We start from the raw sequence: 18,391 nt of genomic DNA on the forward strand, positions 1-18,391 counted from the left end.
ACCTTTATTTTTATAAATCCACTGTGAAAATTTATTAACATTATTTTTACCACTTAGGTAAATACGATATTGTTTTTCTTTGTCAACAAAACTTAATTGGAATTTATTATTCTCAAGGATATCTTTAAAAGAATTCATAAAATTATATGATCCTCCAACAAAGCTAACAAAGTATTTATGAGAATTAACATGACCATCCCCATCAAAATACCCACGAACAAAGTGATGCAAATATTCTTCTGGTACAAAAGGAAATTCGATGTTAAATGATTTACATGGCTTGATTCCATGTATGTTCATAAGGTCGTCTTTTATTGTTTTGCTATTAATGTTTAGCATATATACGTCTGTTTTTTTGTTTTGATAAAGTGGCTGGTTGGTGTTTAATTCTTTTTTTATATCTTCTAAAATATAACTTTCTTTTTGTGATATACTGACGCATTGATTTTCTTTTTGTATAACGCCGTCAGCTGCTATAAATCCTAAAATATAAGCCATATTATTTGACCAAGTTTTAAAATAATTTTCGTTTATGTCATACTTTCTCTTCCAACTCCCTATAGCGCGCCTTGGGACGTTGCTGTCTGATAAAACCATACGAATATACCTTGCAGACACATTAGCAAGTGTAGCAATCTCTGAGGTGCTTTTCCCCTCCGCATATAGCTGCGTTATCTCAGATTTTGATAGTTTACATTTTGATTTCTTTTTTCGCTCTATGTGCACTTACATCCTCTCCTTCCTTTCTTTTATTAGAGACATATTTTCTTCTATAACATACAATGAAACATACGTTCTTTGTTGCGTATAAGAAGGAATTTACTAAATAAAAACAATTTACATGTACTTAATATTTGTCTTAGCTGCTGCTATGCGATTTGTACTTTATAGATACAAATAATGAATTTGACGGATTTATGAAATACAAGGCATTTTAGATGAAAGGTAAAATAATATAGTTTAAACTACAAATAGCTACAATAACAACATACGTAAATTGTTAATCGTAAAAAGGAGAACGAATGAATAAGAAATATACAAATCAAATTCATACTGATATGAGTTTTAAACCGAAAGATATTATAAGTTTAATGACGGATTACTTTAAAATAAAATCAAAGCTGCGTCCTATAAAGGATTTGCCTGTTGTTTTATCAAATAAAGATAATGAAGCGTTAGAGAGTGTTACATGGTTTGGCCATTCTGCTTCTCTTTTGAAAATAGAAGGTAAAAAACTGTTATTAGACCCGATGTTTGGAGATGCCTCTTCCCCATTTCCCTTGTTTAATAGTAAGCGTTATAGTGGTGCTTTTTCTTTAGAACGTGATGACCTTCAAGAAATTGATGCGATTATCATTTCTCATAATCACTATGATCATTTGAATTACAAAAGTATTATGCAGTTAAAAAATCGCGCAAAACACTTTTATGTTCCAACTGGAGTTGCACAATATCTTATTAAATGGGGTGTTTCACCTAGTAAAATTAGTGAGCATAATTGGTGGGACGAAATTACGTTTGATAATATTAAGTTAGTATGTGCGCCTGCAAGGCATTTCTCTGGACGTGGTATGACAGATAGAGATCGTTCATTATGGTGTTCATGGCTTATTCTTGGTCAAGAGACTAAAATTTTCTTTAGTGGTGATAGCGGTTATGCCCCTCACTTTAAGGAAATTGGTGATAAATACGGTCCATTCGATCTTACATTAATGGAATGCGGGCAATATGATCCGAGGTGGTCTGCTATTCATATGTTGCCTGAAGAAACGGTACAAGCTCATATTGATGTTAAAGGAGAATTACTTCTTCCGATTCATTGGGGTGCTTTTACGTTAGCATTACACGAATGGAGTGACCCGATAGAACGTGTTACGAAAGAAGCTAACCGTTTAGGAGTTAAAATTACAACGCCACAAATTGGCGAATCTATTACGTTAAAATCTACAGACTATCCTTTATCCGCTTGGTGGAAGGAAATTTAATTTTAAAATATAAAAAGAGCGAATCCTCTTATAAAGAATTCGCTCTTTTTTCTGTATTTAAACTTATTTCACTATATTGGATCTCCCACTATCTAATACTCTATTTGCTGGTACACTGGACATTTCAACCACTGTATTCATACTCTTATCAGTCAGTTCAATGAGTTCGTTTTCATGTTTTATTTTATTTAAATCCCACACCATCCCATGAAATTCATTATGTTGACCACTTACCTGTATAATGCTTTTTGTTTTATTTGAAGGCTGTATTTGAAGGTTTGTAAATTGATTCCCACTAATTTCATTTGGCGTAGTTACTTGACTATCCATATAAATCATATTTACACAGTCTTCTAAAGAAAAGTTCATAAAACGATTGGCATTTATCCAAGCTTGTCCGGTGCTCGGTTTTTTCGCTACTAACTTCAGTCCAGTTTCCATTCCTACAACTTTAATATTTTCGAAGTTAACAAACGAAATTTCATTTTCTTTTCCAGCAGAGTATAAAGAAATTCCGGTGCCTTTATTCGTTTCCGTCCAATTGATAATATTTATATCTTTTATTTGTGTTTTGTTCCAAGTGTTATAATATTTATTTTTACCGTCTAAATAAATAACTTCAGAGTTAAATTTAGGATAGTCAATAGCTATATACGCTCCTTCAATGGATGCGTTTTTCTCTAGTTCTAAAACTCTAAAGTTTCCCTCAACTACAAATTGGGATCCGTAACCAAATAATAATTTCACACCTTTTTTAACAATGATTGGTGACGTGATTTTATACTTTTTATCATCAAGCAATACAGTTTTAATTTTACTAGACTCTGCTTTATTAATAGCAGATTGTATTTTTATTGAATCATTTTCCCCTTTAAAGTTTTCTACATACAAGTTAGTACTTTTAGCTGCATAGTCTTTTTTGTTGTATTGATAAAAAGCAAAAATAATTAAAACTATACCAATGAGTAAAACAATTATTTTCTTCATCGTACTCACCCCATATCGATTAATCTATGGCTTTTATATTCAGGTTATTATTATTTTGCTTTGTATTTCAGATTACCATTGCTGCTTTGTCTATTAATCCCTTCCTCTATCCTTAATAAGCTCTTACTGGCGATATAAGATGTACTGCTGCAGATTGCTCTCCTGCTTCAATCAATATCGGTCGCATAGAACCTCCAAAACTTAAAGTAATCGTTTCTTCTTTTATTGCTCTTAAAGCATCAACCATAAAACGCCCATCGAAAGATATATTTAATTGTTTTTCACCTTGAATCGCATCTATTTGTTGCGTTTCAGATATTTTCCCAATTTGAGAAGCGTTTGAAGAAATTTTAATTGTGGATTCGTTTATGATTTCTAAGTTAACATTGTTATTAGCCCATTCACTTGCTAATAAACTTGATCGGTCTACACCTTGTAATATCTTTTTTCTATCTACGTTAATAATCGTTTTAAAATCATTTGGAATAAGGTTAGAAATATTAGGATATTTCCCTTCAATTAGTCTTGAATATAATGTAGTTGTTCCGAGCGTAAATATAATATGACTCTCTGAAAGGTAGATATATACGAATTCCGAATTGCTGTTCATTAATTTTAGAAGTTCACTAATGGTTGCGCTTGGTACAATACAATTTGCTTTTACATCTGAGGAAAGTAATGTTTCGCGTATCGCTAGTCTATGTGAGTCAGTTGCAGCACAAATTAACTTATTATTAGCTAACTCTATATGCACCCCAGTAAGAACAGGTCTAGATTCATTTTTTGCTACCGCAAAGACGGTTTGTTTAAATACTTCAATCAATTGCTCTGTCTCTACCTTGATTTCTGCATGATTGTCTATAAGCGGTACATTCGGAAACTCATCTGCAGGAAATCCATTTAAACTTAATGTGATTTCTTCTGATTGTATCTTAATAGTTTGCTCATTCTTACTTTTTATTGCGATATCACTTGGCATTTTCTTTATTATTTCAATGAAATACTTTGCAGGTACAACAATAGTTCCTACCTTTAAAATAGTTGCAATCTTTTCGTCTTCAATTGAAACAGGAATGAATTTTTCAATAAAAATATTTGAGTTACTTGCAATTAAAGTAATTCCAGATTGATCTGCAGTTATTTTTATACCAGATAATATAGGAATTAAAGATTTTGTTGATATTGCTTTGTTGACTTCTGAAAGTGCTTGAGTGAATTGTTTGTGATTAACGATAAACTCCATGTTTCCCCCGCCTTACATGAGATAATATTTTTATGAAGATTGATGAACGATTGTTCCGTTAAAAAAATAAGGTATTGTTTCTTTCTTTTGTAATAAATATAGTAAATGTTCTGGTATGCGTAAATACGGTGCTGCTATATGTAATTCCATCCAAGTAATCTCTTCGATTTCTTTTGGCCTTGATATATATGTCTCCCCGCCGATTATTTCGCCTAGAAAATTAAAGAAAATTGCATGATGATCTCTTTCCTCGAAAAAGGCTTCACTGATAGAACAAATCCCGTTTACGTTTATATGTAACCCTGTTTCTTCTTTTACTTCTCGAATTACTGCTTCTTCTAATGTTTCTCCTAGTTTAACTGCGCCACCTGGTAATGTATAATAAGAACCATTTTCCCCTTTGTTTTTTACCATTAAGATCTTTTCATTAGTTTTATCGTACAAAATCGCGTATGTAACATTAACTTTTTTCATATGTACCTCCTCTATTTTAAATAAAAGGAATTTTCTGTCTCCTATTCATTCTACCATTAACTCCTTTTAATATATATAAGTTAGTTAAGTCTTGCCTTTACCGCTATTGTTGGAGTTAATAAGAATAGGCTACTGATATAAAAAAAGAACGTACCTTAGGAAGATTATCCAAAGTACGTTCTTGCAGTTTTAGTATAAAAATTGATTCAATTAATACTGAAATTAATAATAACCTCGCCCTTATTGCATTTGTATTTCAAATACTAACGTTAACAAATTCTATATACTTTTTAACCGTTTTTCTAAATAATAATGATTATGTCCTTTCGGATGATCTTCACTTACTCCAATTACTTTATATCCATGTTTCTTATAAAAATCAGGTGCTTGGAAACTAAAAGTATCTAAATTAATTAACCTACACCCTTTTTCAATTGCAAATTCTTCAATAAGCTTTATTAACTTGCTTCCGTAACCTTCATGCCTATATTCTTCAGAAACCCATAGAAAGTCAACGTGTACATGGTGCCAAAAAGTTATTGCCGTTACCCCACCTACTATTTCTTCTTTTTCATTTCTTACTATGAAACTAACCTTTTCTGAAGGTGTTTTTTCTTCATCTGCAAGATATTTTTGATTGTATTCAATTACTTTCTCTCTTATGTAATCACTATCTTCTTGTACCCACTGCTGTACTATTTTCATTTTAAGTGTCACGCTCCTTTTTACTTATCTATTCAATTTTATAATGAAATTGTCCTGTCTTTAATAAGTTCGTAAAGAAGCAAAGTTAATGGAATAAAAAAGAGCCCTAACATGAGGACTCTTTTTAAAATTAAGCTACTTTCCGATGTAAATGTTTTAGTTCCTTTTTCTTTTCTACATTTGGTGGGCGGATTAATATTGAAATAATGAAGGAAATAACACTTAAAACACCGATTATAATGAAAGTTGGTTGAAATCCCCCGAGTATCGCTCCAATAAATGATCCTGCAAGCGCACCAAATCCGAAACCTTGGTAGACAATCCCGTAATTTGTACTATGGTTTTTTAATCCAAAGAAATCTCCGACAATAGCTGGGAATATAGTTATATTACCGCCGAAGCAAAAGGCGACACTTGCTACACAAGCAAAATAGATTCCGTAATTTAGCGGAATAAAACTTAAAGTAAAGACTGACAATCCTATAATAATAAACGTTGCAGAGACAATTTTCATTCGGCCGATTTTATCTGATAACGTCCCAAGAATAATTCTACCTACTGTATTAAAAATTGCAATCATAGCAACGGCGTTTGCAGCGGTTGCTGCGCTAAGGCCAACGAGTTGTACACCGATATCTTTTACCATACTGATTAAATACAAACCACCCATACACGAGGTGAATAACATAAAAAATAGCAGATATACTTGTTTCGTTCGCATCATTTCACGCGGAGTATAGTCATTGTGCAATGTTTCAGTTACAGCATTACTTACAATTGCCTCACGTAAGAAGAACGATCCGATTAACACTAAAAGTAACACGATAATACCCCAATATAAGAATGCTTGTGATACACCAAGGTTATCGATAAGATTTCCGTTTATATATCTAAAGATTAAGCTGCCCATTCCATACGCTGATACAGATATACCTGAAATAAGCCCTTTCCGATTTGGAAACCATTTAATTAAATTAGATAGTGATGTAATATAAGCTGTTCCATCCGCATAACCAACAACAACACCAGCTAATAAATATAATAGTGGTAAGGAAGAAACTTGTGAACTAAGTATTAAGCCGAGTCCTAAAACAATTCCTGCAGTAGCAATAAGTTTCCGAAGTCCTAATTTTTTCTGCAATTTTGCTGCAAATAAAGTTGAGAATGATAAAGAAAAACTTGTTATAGAGAAAGTTATCGCTACTGAATTAAGATTCCATCCAAACTTACTTACAAGGGGTTGATTAAATAAACTCCATGTATAAATTGTTCCAAGGCCAATTTGAACAATGATTGTACCTAGAACAATTAGTAACGGATTTATAGAAGTTTGTTTCATACTAACTGTCCCCTTCTTTTATCTTGACATAGATTTTCACAGTTAGTATATCCATCGTAAATTGCAAGATACTGTACGGAAAATGGTAATTAAGTTCATATACACAAAAAGACACTTCATAAAGAAGTGTCTTTTGCAGGTTATATCAGATGTTTCTAAAGAAAGCTTTGTTAAGATAAGCCATTTTCGAATGCTTATGTATATATGTTATCAAATAATTTCTTATATGTGATGAGACTTAAGACGTATTTTTCATTCATCATATAGTCGGATGAAAAATTAATATTCGATTTCATCAAAATCCTTCGGCTGCGGTACAGTTTGCATATTAGCTGCATCTTTAGGATCGCTATAAATTGCATTTTGCTCTGTATTTACATCTTTTATATTTTGTTTTTTATTTTTGTTCACTTTATCTTTCACTTACAATCACTCCTTTTTGTTATAGGAGTAATTATGCCCTATTACCGTTACTAAATGTATCAGCGACTAAATTACTAAATTCACGTAAATAATATAAGTAATTATCACCGCCGTAGTTATATCTTTTGTTATACATTTTTGCAACAACTACATTATATTCAGGTATTACTAAAATAGTCGGTCCAGTAATCCCTAATATTTGATATGACCCTTTTGGAACACGTTCACCAAGTTCGCTTAATTGTGCAGGTTCATTTTGAACGAACCAAAACAATCCATTTTGTGGTAGCTCTTTATTTACATATGTTGGACTCTGCAAACTCGTAGCGATTTTTATAACTTCTTTTGGAACAATTTGCTTACCGTTTATCACACCTTGATTTAAATGAAGATTGCCCCAATAAGCAAATTCTCTAGCTGAGACAAACAGATTTTTTTCAGTACCGTCATCTACCGTACCAATTTCACTAGTCGCGTCTTCATTTGGATTATTAACAACGTCAACTAAATTTTCATCTCGCTGAACTCTCCAACCTGTTTCTTGAAAATTAGCAGGCTTAAAAACACGCTCCTTTAACAATTCAGGAAAACTTTTGTTATATAGCTGATAAATAAGACGTGTCATCATTCTTACATTAATATCTCTATATGCCCATGCTTGTCCCGGTTCAAATTCACGAAAAATTGTCCCGTCATTCATTTCTTCTAATCCGTGCGAATGTGTTACTAAATGTCTTATCGTTGTTTTACCAAGCAATGCAGGATTAAAGTCTTTAAAATATTTTATCGCTTCATCATCAATAGAGTTTATTTTCCCCTCGTAAAGCGCATACGCTATCATTAATCCTAAATAACTTTTTCTAGCAGAAGCAACGTTGAACTGCGAAGATGCGGTTACTTTTTTATTAGTCGATGTATTTGAGTGATAACCGCTATAATGCTCTAATACGACTTTATTATTTTTTATAATACAAATTGCTGTAGCAGAACTATGATTTTTTTCTTTTATATTCTCTACCCAAGAAATCAACTTATCATATGTATACAAATAAATCCCCCTTAATACACATCAAAATTACAGCATGAAAGAAAAGTATAAACAGTATTTACACCTTTCTTTCATATAAAATATTAATGATGTACTATATTTAAATAATCCACCAGTTCCAGCAATTAAAGCAACCAAAACATCCGGCACAACCTACGCAACCACCACATCTGCCGCCGCCGCAACCGCCACAGCGTCCGCCACAACCTCCGCATCCGCCACAACGACGTGCATCGCCTTGGATGTAATAATATGGATATTGACTTTGTTGTTGATCCCAATACACAACATTACCAGTTTGATAATCATTAAGGTTTAATGTTTGTAATTCATGTTGAAACTGATTCATTACGAACCCCTCCATTTATAAATATAAATTTCGCCCAAACGTTAAAGTTTATATATTTTTGTAAACAAAATAGAAACAAGACTATAGACTAAATGCGTACATCAACAAAATATGAACTTACACTGGGTGATGTACCTTGTTTTTTAGCCTATTTTCTTTATATCCTTGCGATGGACGTATTTACTATAAATAAAGTGATTTAAAAATTACTAATCCAACAATTTAGTAGTTCATCACTTAACTTTCTTTCTAGTAATTCCTTCACTAATGGCATTGGCATGATTTCATAATGATTTAAGGCTTCTTTATTATAATCTATCCAGTGAAATGCTAAATGAGACTCGCTAGATTTCGGTGTTAAGTCCGTATGTAAATCTTGTGACTCTACTTCAAAAATGTGGTTAATTTCATGATGAAGCACTTCTTTATCTTGCCATTGATTTTCTATGACTCCTAAAAATTGTTGTATACTACAGTTTACTCCAAGTTCTTCCCTTAGCTCTCTTATTAATGCATTCTCTGATGATTCTCCAATTTCAACATGGCCACCAGGTAAAAAATAATGATGGCCGATATATTCAGCAACTAATAATTTCCCATCTTTTATCATGACTGCTCGTACAATATGATGGAATTTACTTTTCAATTGAAATCCCTCCTAGTTATTCAATGTATAGTTGCTCAAAATAGTCATTTAGTATTGGTATAATATAAATCATAGGTGTTTCATACGGATGCATATCATTAATAACTTCAAGAGCATCTTTTACAAGTTCTCGTTTACACTTTATTTCAACTTTACATTCTTGCCCTTCGCATATTCGACCAATTTCTCCATTAAAAGGAGATGCCTCGTCTAAAGATCTCCAATATCCTTTCACTGAACTATAGGAAAGACAATGGTCATATTCACCCGTTTTACATGCTCCAATTTTATTTAATTCATCCCTTAATGTTTCAATATATTCTTCAGGAATGAACACTTCAATTTTCACTTCAGTAAATTGCATATTTCATTTCACACCTTTACTTCATAATAGTTAAACAAATAAACGATATACTTGCTCACCATCATACTCCTGTCCTAATGATATGAAACCATATCGTTCATATAGTTTCTTTGCAGAGATATTATCTTTATGTACTGTTAATCTAATTTCTTTACACGATTTAAAAGTATTTTTTATTATATTAATACTTTCTTGTAATGCTGCTTTTCCATAACCATTACCTTGCTGCGATTGATCAATAATAAATCCGTTAATCCAATACATATCTGATGTCTCTCTTACAACAGCATGCATAACAAAACCAACCATAAGGTCACCATCGTATATAGCGAGTGGTATGTACTCTACATTGTCACCATCTGGTTTTATATATACTTTAGCAAGCGAAACTGCTACGGATGGAACAAATTTCAACTGATTTTCTTTAACTTGTAGTTTTAATGCTTCTTCCCAATTTTTTCTCGTAACAACCTTTAACTGGATATTCAATATTGTAAGCTCCCTTATATAGAGGATGTATGTTTATATTCAACGTAGCGAAATAATTCCCTTTTTCGACAACGACTTATAACATAATTTTTATAAAATCTTGAATGAATTTTTCTGCATCTATTTCTAAAGCTATACGGGCTCCTTCAGATTTAGAGTTAGGGCGAAAATCAGCAAATGTTTGTCCTTTCGTATCTCCGTATGTATCTACATTCACTGTACGATGCGCAAATTCAAAAAAACTTTGGTTAACTAATCCACTTATAGCAACCACATCATGAAGCAATGGCCCTTCGATAGATGGATTAAGTTTTTGGTATGCAGAAAAATAGTAATCATACATTGGTTTCATTATCGTATGGAATGGATTCTTTGAATTAGCTTGAATATAGTCAAACACATTTGGTGTTAACACAGCTTTGTTTGTTACATTTAAAGGGAATATTAATAAATTCTTTGCTTGATGGAAAACAATTTTACTTGCTATAGGATCTCCATACACATTTGCCTCTGCTAACGGCGTAACGTTTCCTACTTCTAAAAAAACACCACCCATGAAATAGATTCCTTTTACATTTAGCATTAAATCATTCCATAAATTAAAAGCAATTGCTAACGAGGTAGATCTTCCTACATCAACAATTGTCAAATCTTTTCCGTACTTTATAAGAATCGCAGCAATACTGCCGAAATTATATATTGGAATAGATAATACATTTTCTGGAACATGGATAGGCCCTAATCCTTCTGCTCCGTGAATTTCAGGATAGTACGTAGTAATTTCTTCTGTAAGTGGTTTTGTTGCACCACTAATGACAGGAATGTCTTGTCTATTTGCTAACTGCAAAATATACGCTGCATTATGTGCAGCATGTATATGCTCAACATTTCCGTATCCAGTTACAATACCGACAATTTCAATTTCGGGATGCAGTAAGCCATACATAATGGCAAATGAGTCATCAATACCTGGGTCTCCGAAAAATAATACTTTTTCCAAGAAATACGCTCCTCTCACGAAAAAATTGAGTCATTAGTAACTATGTATATGAAAAAAGCAAGTATATCTATGCAAATTTTAGAATGGATAATGTTTTACAAAATATTAAAAAGGAACTAGCGTATGCTAATTCCTTTTTTGAGTAACCATTCTCAAATTTAATTAATTATCGTATCCTTCATAAATTGCATCATTTATTTGATTTTGTATTTTTGTATCATCAGGTACAGGTTTCCACCAATTTCCTGTAATAAATAACATAGTTAATAAATTATAACTATCACTAAAATAACTTTCTCTCTTATTCTTCATCCAATCCCAACCGCTATTTACCCACTTTTGATTATTGCTACTTGTTATACTTGCAGCAATAAACGGTGAAACAAATACAGCAGTTGAATAACTACCAATATTAGATCCATTTAATTGATAACCATCCACAATTTTAGAAGGATTTCCATTCGTTTTATTTTGAATCCACGAAGAAACTTTATCAGAAATGACTTTACTTCTTTTCTCGCCGTACATCGCATAGTCCATTACAATTCTCAATGGTACCCGACTAGCATTGTAATAATATGCATTTGTATATTCTGACTCATCTAAGAAGTCTTTAGGTGCGGGTTGTGGTGGGTTTTTTACAACGAAATCTGAAATAAGTCCTGTATTTGGAGAGTATGTATTACTAAATTGCGTATAAACATCGTACAAATTATTAATAACAGTAAGCCAAGTTTTATCACCTGTAAATTCATAAAATGCTCTAAGGTGTGACATCATCCAATCAGATGGTCTCGTATCAAGTGAACTTTTAGAATCCCAATCTCCTAAATTTAGTCGGTTATTATTTGTAACATTACTAGCTTTAATACCTTTTGTAATCATGTCTTGTGCTTCTTTCAAATAATTAACTGTTCCATTAGATCCCCACTGCTTATGAGCAAGAAGAAGAGAATACGCAATATCTAAATCTCCATCAGTAGCAGAATCAAAATGACCTTGTGCTTTTTTACTATCTGCGACAACCCATCCCATTAAATTAGGATTTTGAGAACTTTTAAAAGTTCTTGCTGTTTTAAATAAACCGTCATAGATTTTTTGAGCATTCGAATCATAACCAGCCATTAATACTGTAATTATCATCCCATACCCTTGACCTTCTGAAGTTCCAAGTGGCTTAAACCCATCTGCATCACCTGTAATCTCTCCTTTTACGTAATAACCACCAGGTAAAGAAGATAAATCATTTTTCAAATATTTCTTTTTCCAATTATCGTAGTAACTTCTTACAGAAGCATTTAAACTTTCCTGTGTAACATGATTCGGTTTTATAACACCTGCATAATTAACTTGCTGCGGAAATGGTTTCATTTCCTTTGCAGCAGCTACTTGTTGATTAACTACGGGAATAGAATTTTGTACTGAATTGTCCGTTACACTTGCTGCGAAACTAGAATTAGAAAAACTAGCTAGTCCGATTCCTACAATAGAAATACATGTGAAAATTTTTCTTTTTCCATTCATTATGTTGTCAGCTCCTTTTAAAATGCTTACTACATAAAATGTAACATACAATATTTAACTGAAATACAAAATATTATATTTATCAACATAAGAAAGAAACTATATAAAAAAGTATCATAAAATCATTATTGAATTACATTATACGGATTGATTATTTACTAAATTCCTATGTTTTTCTTTTCTTAATACTGGTATATGAGCAATCACAATTCCAAGTATAGTAATTCCGCCGCCAATTATTGAAACTAAAGTTGGCACTTCTCCTAACCATATCCAAGCAATGAAACACGCAGTTATTGGCGTTAAATATAGAGAACTTGTTGCTTCAGAAGCACCAGCACGAGATATAATATAGGCCAATGCAATATACGGGAGTACTGTTGGAAAGACACCTAAATATATAACACTCAAGTTAACTTCAAGAGGAGCTGCTAATATTTCTTGATAAACTCCGGGTAAGAAAATAAGCATACATACAGTACTAGAAAAAATTGTATATATGGTAAATGGTAAGAAACCGTATTTTTTTAAGTAAGATGTTTGGAAAACGAAAAATAGACTTTCTGAAATCGCCGCTAATAATATAAATAATCCCCCGCTATTTAATTGAATAGCGTCGCCTTGGCTAAATGAAATTAAGGCAATTCCTGCAAAACTCATTACACCACCGATCCAGCCATTTAATTTCATTTTTTCATTCAAAAAAACAGAAGCAAAAATTGCCGTCACTATTGGAGTGACTGAAATTATTAAACTTGCAGATCCAGCATTGACTGTTTTTTCGCCGTAATTTAATGCGATGTGATAAATAGTAAACCCTAAAGCACCAAATATAAAAATTGCTGGGATATCCTTTAAATCCGGTAATCGTAGTTTGTATATAAATGAAAATAACAAAAGTATAAATGAGGCGATTAATAAGCGTAGTAAAGTAAGGTGTTCAGGCGTATAAGATTCAAGCCCCAGACGAATTGCTGGAAAAGCAGTTCCCCATATAAGAATTGTAAAAGCATGAGCACATATAATGCGTAAATCCCATTTTTTATTATGCATGTTTTCTCTCCCTCCTTAATAAACCAACCATTTTTAAATTACCAATTATTTCTTTTCATCATATTTAATAGTTGATACAATGTCTTCAACCAGTTATTTATCGGAAAAACCAACCACTTTGAATCTTTTAAATTAACGAAGGAGTTTTTTATATGACAACCGATAAAAAAGTGCCCAAATATCGGCAGATAATAGACTATATGAAAGAAAAAATTGAAAACGGAGAATGGCCAATTGGAAGTAAAATCCCTAGTCAGCGGCAGTTAGCAAAATTATTTCATGTAAATCGAAGTACTGTAATAACTGCGCTAGATGAACTTATGGCAGATGGTTTAATTCAAGGACAAATCGGAGCAGGAACAATTGTAACAAATAATACATGGTCATTATTAGCAACTAATCCCCCGCCCGATTGGAGTGAATATGTAAAGGCCGGTATTCATAAACCAAGTAAGTTAATGGTGCGAGAAATAAATGAAGCAGAAGCAAATAAAACGCTTATCCATCTTAGTAAAGGTGAACTTGCACCTCATCTTTTTCCGCTCGAAACTATGCAATCTATAATAAAAAACGTCAGTGAGGAATTAGATTATTTCGGATACGAAGAACAAAAAGGTTTTTATCCGTTACGTGAAGCAATAAGCAAATACGTAAAATCATTTGGAATACATGCATCACCGGGTTCTATATTAATAGTCTCGGGTGCACTCCAAGCATTACAATTAATATCAATTGGTCTTTTACATAGAAAATCAACTGTTTTACTTGAACAACCTTCTTACTTATATTCACTTCATGTTTTTCAATCAGCAAATATAAACTTATCCGGTATATCAATGGATCATCACGGTATTTTACCTAACGACTTGTTAAAACGAATTAAATATAGTCAAAAGAATAATATTTTATATTCAATCCCTTGTTTTCAAAATCCAACGGGGATATTGATGTCCAAAGAGCGAAGAAAAGAAATATTAAAAATATGTAAAAAAGAGCAGTTGCCTATCATCGAGGATGATATTTACCGAGAGTTATGGATTGATGAATCACCTCCAGCTCCTTTAAAGTCAATAGATAAACATGGACATGTATTATATATTGGTAGTCTCTCTAAAACACTTAGCCCTGGACTTAGAATTGGATGGATAATTGGACCAGAACCTGTTATTGATAGATTGTCAGATATAAAAATGCAAACAGACTATGGATCAAGCTCTTTATCTCAAAGAGTAGCTGCTGAATGGATAAATGAAGGTTTTTATGAAGAACATGTAGCAAACGTAAGAATGCACCTGAAAAAACGAAGACAAATAATGATACGAGCTTTAAATAAATATTGTGCAGATATTGCATCGTGGGATATTCCTAGTGGTGGAGTTTTTATATGGCTAAAGGTTGTACATAACATTCCGATGAAAAAACTATTTTCAGAGGCACTATCAAAAGGAATTCTTTTAAACCCGGGACGTATTTATGAAGAAGAATCAGATCAGTACATTCGTTTATCATATGGATATGCTTCTCCAGAACAAATGACTAACGGAATTAAATTGCTCAGTGAATTAATTCGGAAGTTAACGGCATAAAAAAATCCTCTTTTGTTTTTGGAGGATTTTTTTACGTATTTTATTTACCACAATTTCATTTCCTGCCCTAATAAAATAAGTTCTTCATAAGGATCTCCGTCAATATTTAATACTTGAGCAAAAGCAGGTTCTGTTTTTAAACCTTGTTCCTTTAAGTGAATAACTTCTTCCCTTATATGAGGATGCTGCATTAATAACATGTGCTCCACTATCATATGTCTATATGCATTTTGATTACGCACTGGCTTAGGTTGAGCAAATAATTCAAATTCAAAACCTTCGAATTCAAAATTCACCTTTATCGATTCAGTACCTTTCATTTTTTTCTTTTTTATGTTGAACCCTCTATAAGAACCATATAAAGATCTCATTTCTTGCTCAAAAACATCAAAGTTATATACTTCCATTACAATATCTAAGTCAGATTGAGGAGTATCAATTCTTATCGGGATTGTCCCGCAAAGAACGGGATTATATAAAGCTAAATCCTCCATTATGTTTAGGCTATTCAAAACATCATATATTTTTTGTTGCTTGTCATTGCCCGATTGTAAATATGTAATAGATGTAAACATGGAAGTCTCTCCTTCATTTCACGTAATACGTGTCTCACTAAACTCAAGAAAAATTTGTCCGTTTAAACTTGTTCTTGAAGTACCTTTACTTCAATATATTAAAGTGAATAAACAATATGTTTCAACTTTTCTCCTATGCTGCAATACTATAAAAATAAAAAGGGAGGAATTATGATGAGCATTTTCAACATTCTTTTAACCATCCACATATTATTTGGAACGATATGTTTAATAACTGGGATAATAGCGATGGTTGCTCAAAAGAAGAAAGGTAAACATACGGAATGGGGTGAAATATATCACGCATCCTATGTCGTTATCACCGTTACTGCCATTATATTATCCATTATAAACTGGGATAAAATCGCATATTTATTTTATGTAGCAATTTTCTCTTATTCATTTGCGATTTATGGATACCTCGCACGAAAAAAACGTTGGAAGAATTGGCTTCACCACCATATTAGAGGTATGTTAGGCTCTTATATCGGTGCTGTTACTGCACTTTTAGTAAATGTCGGTATTCATATTCCCTTAATTAATTTATTGCCGCCTATATGGTTTTGGTTTTCACCTACATTAATCGGTATTCCTCTCGTAGCCAGTGTATCAAAAAAATATAAAAAGCGTAGTTAAACTTCATTACATTTTCGTTACTTTCTGATGATTATTATGAAAAATCATACTCAATGTAATATTTTATTTATAAATTCAAGATCGTATTGCTTTAAGTTAGTCACTTAGCGCTAAATAAGAAGAATCCAATAACAGTATTGGATTCTTTTTCAAATTTCATTTCAATATCGGCTTTATGCATTCAATGATGTTACCATTTGGACCAAAAACCATCTTTGTATACTTGTGGGTACTTGTTTTATTGGTTCAGTGATAATTACACCATTATAGTTTAAGATTGTAATAACGAATGTAAACGATCCGGGTAATTCGTAAACATCCCATCAACGCCCCATAAAAGTAACTTTTTCATATCTTTTTCATTATCTACAGTAAATGGATGAACTTCTAATCCGTGTTTCTTTATTCTCTTTACATAAGCGGAATCAATATATTTATAGTTCATCCCAAGACCGATGCAGTATGTTTTATACTTTTTTATCTCTAATTCAGTTAATTGAACTGACTTTTTGTAAGGTAGTAATTGTACTAGCGGTAAAGTAACATCTAAACTATGAATTTTTTGCAGACTTTCTTCACTAAATGATTGAATAATAACGTTATCACTTATTTCGTAGTGCTTTATAATTTCTAATAGCTTCTCTTCCATACCAGCGTATTCATCTGGTGATTTTGTTTCAATATAATAGTTTGCACCATTCCCGAACGTTTCAATAATTTCTTCTAGTGTTGGGACTTTAGCATCTTCAAAGTCTTTCTTTGCTAAACTTGGATGCTTTTCATTGAAAAAAGAACCTGCATTAAGTTTCTTTATTTCTTCTAATGTATGTTCCTTAACTAGACCCGTACCATTTGTAGTGCGGTTTACTGTTTCATCATGCATAGCTACTAAATGTCCGTCTTTTGTCATTTGAAGATCAATTTCTATATAATCTCCTTTTAATTGTTGTCCTAATTTATACGCTGCTATTGTATGTTCCGGCGCATACGCAGAAGCGCCTCTATGTGCAATGTTTTTTATATGATTTGCTTGATTAATAGCTTTCGTGTACTTACGTTCATCTACTTTATGTAAAACGAAAGTACCTAGTAATATAATGGTGCAAATGATTGTAATGATATATATCTTTTTCATAATGATGTATTAACTCCTACATGAAAGCAATTTGGATCGAATAATTTATTCAATTAAATGTCGATTTTCAAATAAAGTCATTTGTCCAACAGATTGAAAACCAGCCTTTTTATAAATATTAATCCCATCAGGTGAAGCTTGTAATACGCATTGAGAAACTTTCAATTGTTTTGCTTCTTGCAGCAAGTAATTAAACATAGTGGAGCCAAATCCTTGCCCTCGCATTTCTTCTTTAGTTGCTATATCATAAATACCAATACTATCTTTTGTACATACTAATGAACCAACAGATACGACTTCATCTTTAAAAATCCCTAAATATAGTTTCATATTTTCACTATTCCATAAATCGAAAGAAGCAGTTTCATTATAAAATGTTTGCACATGTATACCTTCCTCTGATGTACCAAATAGATTAGCTAACGTTTCCCCAAACTTTTTAATTTGTCCTAACGAAGATGCTCTTTGTATCGTAAAACCTTCTGGTATTTTTATTGTTGGTTGAATTGTCTTTAAGTCTGCTACCATCGCAATATTTTGTTCTGCTTCTTTTAAGCCAAGTTTTATTAATTCGTTTTTTATAGCCTGTTCATAGCTATTATCCCAAAACCAAACACACATTGGAAACTTCTTTTTATTATAGTTGTTTATCACTTTATATAATTTCTCAATGTCTTCCGTTACATCATTGTTTAGTAAAGTAATGATATTAAATGTATCTGCAGGTAAACCACAATCTACAGCAATGTAGTCCTTCGTTTCTTTTACATTCATTTCATGTACATGACGCGCAATATATGACATTTTATATGTGAAGTTATCTATTAATA

At 32.2% G+C, this 18,391-nt stretch carries 21 protein-coding genes; 3 read left to right on the plus strand and 18 right to left on the minus strand.

The window, feature by feature from the left end; translation table 11 throughout:
- Positions 1–726 (minus strand): LAGLIDADG family homing endonuclease (locus ACQGSG_RS18955; RefSeq protein ID WP_426947814.1); only part of this gene is annotated, 726 nt, incomplete at its 3' end.
- Between the two features lie 296 nt (positions 727–1,022).
- Here ACQGSG_RS18955 and ACQGSG_RS18960 point away from each other — a divergent pair.
- Entirely contained in the window at positions 1,023–1,985 is a 963-nt protein-coding gene (locus ACQGSG_RS18960; protein WP_001037071.1) for an MBL fold metallo-hydrolase, read from the plus strand.
- Positions 1,986–2,048: 63 nt separating this feature from the next.
- On the opposite strand, the gene ACQGSG_RS18965 is transcribed toward ACQGSG_RS18960, so the two are convergent.
- The 14 genes from ACQGSG_RS18965 to ACQGSG_RS19030 form a co-directional block, all read right to left on the minus strand.
- Positions 2,049–2,972 (minus strand): hypothetical protein, encoded by a 924-nt coding sequence (locus tag ACQGSG_RS18965; protein ID WP_426947816.1) that lies wholly within the window; start codon positions 2,970–2,972, stop codon positions 2,049–2,051.
- Between the two features lie 112 nt (positions 2,973–3,084).
- Positions 3,085–4,215: a DNA polymerase III subunit beta gene (gene dnaN / locus ACQGSG_RS18970; RefSeq protein WP_000394481.1), complete on the minus strand. Its 1,131-nt coding sequence runs from the start codon at positions 4,213–4,215 to the stop codon at positions 3,085–3,087.
- A gap of 30 nt (positions 4,216–4,245) precedes the next feature.
- Positions 4,246–4,689, minus strand: a complete 444-nt coding sequence (locus ACQGSG_RS18975; protein WP_097998134.1) for an NUDIX hydrolase — start codon at positions 4,687–4,689, stop codon at positions 4,246–4,248.
- A gap of 279 nt (positions 4,690–4,968) precedes the next feature.
- A complete protein-coding gene (locus ACQGSG_RS18980) occupies positions 4,969–5,394 on the minus strand; it encodes a GNAT family N-acetyltransferase (protein ID WP_000706906.1) in 426 nt (141 codons plus the stop codon).
- 130 nt (positions 5,395–5,524) lie between these two features.
- Positions 5,525–6,733 carry an L-lactate MFS transporter gene (locus ACQGSG_RS18985; protein WP_000815136.1) on the minus strand — a complete coding sequence of 403 codons (1,209 nt, stop codon included), beginning with the start codon at positions 6,731–6,733 and terminating at the stop codon, positions 5,525–5,527.
- Between the two features lie 279 nt (positions 6,734–7,012).
- On the minus strand, positions 7,013–7,156 hold the full coding sequence (locus ACQGSG_RS18990) for a hypothetical protein (RefSeq protein ID WP_000653680.1): 144 nt from the start codon (positions 7,154–7,156) through the stop codon (positions 7,013–7,015).
- Between the two features lie 31 nt (positions 7,157–7,187).
- Positions 7,188–8,204 carry a serine hydrolase domain-containing protein gene (locus ACQGSG_RS18995; RefSeq protein ID WP_000288900.1) on the minus strand — a complete coding sequence of 339 codons (1,017 nt, stop codon included), beginning with the start codon at positions 8,202–8,204 and terminating at the stop codon, positions 7,188–7,190.
- A 100-nt stretch (positions 8,205–8,304) separates the two neighbouring features.
- Positions 8,305–8,553 carry a heterocycloanthracin/sonorensin family bacteriocin gene (locus ACQGSG_RS19000; protein ID WP_001071345.1) on the minus strand — a complete coding sequence of 83 codons (249 nt, stop codon included), beginning with the start codon at positions 8,551–8,553 and terminating at the stop codon, positions 8,305–8,307.
- A 199-nt stretch (positions 8,554–8,752) separates the two neighbouring features.
- Positions 8,753–9,199 carry an NUDIX domain-containing protein gene (locus ACQGSG_RS19005; RefSeq protein WP_098283932.1) on the minus strand — a complete coding sequence of 149 codons (447 nt, stop codon included), beginning with the start codon at positions 9,197–9,199 and terminating at the stop codon, positions 8,753–8,755.
- Positions 9,200–9,215: 16 nt separating this feature from the next.
- A complete protein-coding gene (gene cutA, locus ACQGSG_RS19010; protein WP_325843098.1) occupies positions 9,216–9,563 on the minus strand; it encodes a divalent cation tolerance protein CutA in 348 nt (115 codons plus the stop codon).
- 30 nt (positions 9,564–9,593) lie between these two features.
- Positions 9,594–10,052: a GNAT family N-acetyltransferase gene (locus ACQGSG_RS19015; protein WP_065703968.1), complete on the minus strand. Its 459-nt coding sequence runs from the start codon at positions 10,050–10,052 to the stop codon at positions 9,594–9,596.
- A 76-nt stretch (positions 10,053–10,128) separates the two neighbouring features.
- The gene (locus ACQGSG_RS19020) at positions 10,129–11,052 is read right to left on the minus strand and encodes a nucleoside hydrolase (RefSeq protein WP_000416779.1); all 924 of its coding nucleotides are present in this window, start codon (positions 11,050–11,052) and stop codon (positions 10,129–10,131) included.
- 162 nt (positions 11,053–11,214) lie between these two features.
- Entirely contained in the window at positions 11,215–12,576 is a 1,362-nt protein-coding gene (locus tag ACQGSG_RS19025; protein ID WP_053513066.1) for a glycosyl hydrolase family 8, read from the minus strand.
- A 138-nt stretch (positions 12,577–12,714) separates the two neighbouring features.
- Positions 12,715–13,629, minus strand: coding sequence for a DMT family transporter (locus ACQGSG_RS19030; RefSeq protein ID WP_000551609.1), 915 nt, complete (start codon positions 13,627–13,629; stop codon positions 12,715–12,717).
- Between the two features lie 152 nt (positions 13,630–13,781).
- Here ACQGSG_RS19030 and ACQGSG_RS19035 point away from each other — a divergent pair, with 152 nt between their 5' ends.
- On the plus strand, positions 13,782–15,215 hold the full coding sequence (locus tag ACQGSG_RS19035; RefSeq protein ID WP_000205600.1) for a PLP-dependent aminotransferase family protein: 1,434 nt from the start codon (positions 13,782–13,784) through the stop codon (positions 15,213–15,215).
- 44 nt (positions 15,216–15,259) lie between these two features.
- Here ACQGSG_RS19035 and ACQGSG_RS19040 read toward each other — a convergent pair whose 3' ends face one another.
- Positions 15,260–15,790 (minus strand): DUF4269 domain-containing protein, encoded by a 531-nt coding sequence (locus ACQGSG_RS19040; RefSeq protein WP_000495169.1) that lies wholly within the window; start codon positions 15,788–15,790, stop codon positions 15,260–15,262.
- Positions 15,791–15,964: 174 nt separating this feature from the next.
- On the opposite strand from ACQGSG_RS19040, the gene ACQGSG_RS19045 reads away from it, so the two are divergent.
- A complete protein-coding gene (locus ACQGSG_RS19045) occupies positions 15,965–16,426 on the plus strand; it encodes a DUF2306 domain-containing protein (protein ID WP_325843099.1) in 462 nt (153 codons plus the stop codon).
- A 271-nt stretch (positions 16,427–16,697) separates the two neighbouring features.
- Here the strand turns inward: ACQGSG_RS19045 and ACQGSG_RS19050 are convergent, their stop codons facing one another.
- Both ACQGSG_RS19050 and ACQGSG_RS19055 read right to left on the minus strand, forming a co-directional pair.
- The gene (locus ACQGSG_RS19050) at positions 16,698–17,561 is read right to left on the minus strand and encodes a glycerophosphodiester phosphodiesterase (RefSeq protein WP_000725522.1); all 864 of its coding nucleotides are present in this window, start codon (positions 17,559–17,561) and stop codon (positions 16,698–16,700) included.
- A gap of 45 nt (positions 17,562–17,606) precedes the next feature.
- Positions 17,607–18,391: GNAT family N-acetyltransferase (locus tag ACQGSG_RS19055; protein WP_426947820.1), on the minus strand; the 785-nt coding region annotated here is incomplete at its 5' end.

This window comes from Bacillus sp. GMa5/1 (assembly GCF_050172015.1).
GTDB classification, from domain to species: domain Bacteria; phylum Bacillota; class Bacilli; order Bacillales; family Bacillaceae_G; genus Bacillus_A; species Bacillus_A cereus.

Excerpts from the sequence above, each read along its gene's own strand:
- ACQGSG_RS18985 (WP_000815136.1), bottom strand. The coding sequence starts at position 6,733 with ATGAAACAAACTTCTATAAATCCGTTACTAATTGTTCTAGGTACAATC.
- ACQGSG_RS18980 (WP_000706906.1), bottom strand. The coding sequence starts at position 5,394 with ATGAAAATAGTACAGCAGTGGGTACAAGAAGATAGTGATTACATAAGA.
- ACQGSG_RS19025 (WP_053513066.1), bottom strand. The coding sequence starts at position 12,576 with ATGAATGGAAAAAGAAAAATTTTCACATGTATTTCTATTGTAGGAATC.
- ACQGSG_RS19040 (WP_000495169.1), bottom strand. The coding sequence starts at position 15,790 with ATGTTTACATCTATTACATATTTACAATCGGGCAATGACAAGCAACAA.
- cutA (WP_325843098.1), bottom strand. The coding sequence starts at position 9,563 with ATGCAATTTACTGAAGTGAAAATTGAAGTGTTCATTCCTGAAGAATAT.
- ACQGSG_RS19030 (WP_000551609.1), bottom strand. The coding sequence starts at position 13,629 with ATGCATAATAAAAAATGGGATTTACGCATTATATGTGCTCATGCTTTT.
- ACQGSG_RS18960 (WP_001037071.1), top strand. The coding sequence starts at position 1,023 with ATGAATAAGAAATATACAAATCAAATTCATACTGATATGAGTTTTAAA.
- ACQGSG_RS19000 (WP_001071345.1), bottom strand. The coding sequence starts at position 8,553 with ATGAATCAGTTTCAACATGAATTACAAACATTAAACCTTAATGATTAT.
- ACQGSG_RS19050 (WP_000725522.1), bottom strand. The coding sequence starts at position 17,561 with ATGAAAAAGATATATATCATTACAATCATTTGCACCATTATATTACTA.
- ACQGSG_RS18965 (WP_426947816.1), bottom strand. The coding sequence starts at position 2,972 with ATGAAGAAAATAATTGTTTTACTCATTGGTATAGTTTTAATTATTTTT.
- ACQGSG_RS18975 (WP_097998134.1), bottom strand. The coding sequence starts at position 4,689 with ATGAAAAAAGTTAATGTTACATACGCGATTTTGTACGATAAAACTAAT.
- ACQGSG_RS19035 (WP_000205600.1), top strand. The coding sequence starts at position 13,782 with ATGACAACCGATAAAAAAGTGCCCAAATATCGGCAGATAATAGACTAT.
- ACQGSG_RS19045 (WP_325843099.1), top strand. The coding sequence starts at position 15,965 with ATGAGCATTTTCAACATTCTTTTAACCATCCACATATTATTTGGAACG.
- dnaN (WP_000394481.1), bottom strand. The coding sequence starts at position 4,215 with ATGGAGTTTATCGTTAATCACAAACAATTCACTCAAGCACTTTCAGAA.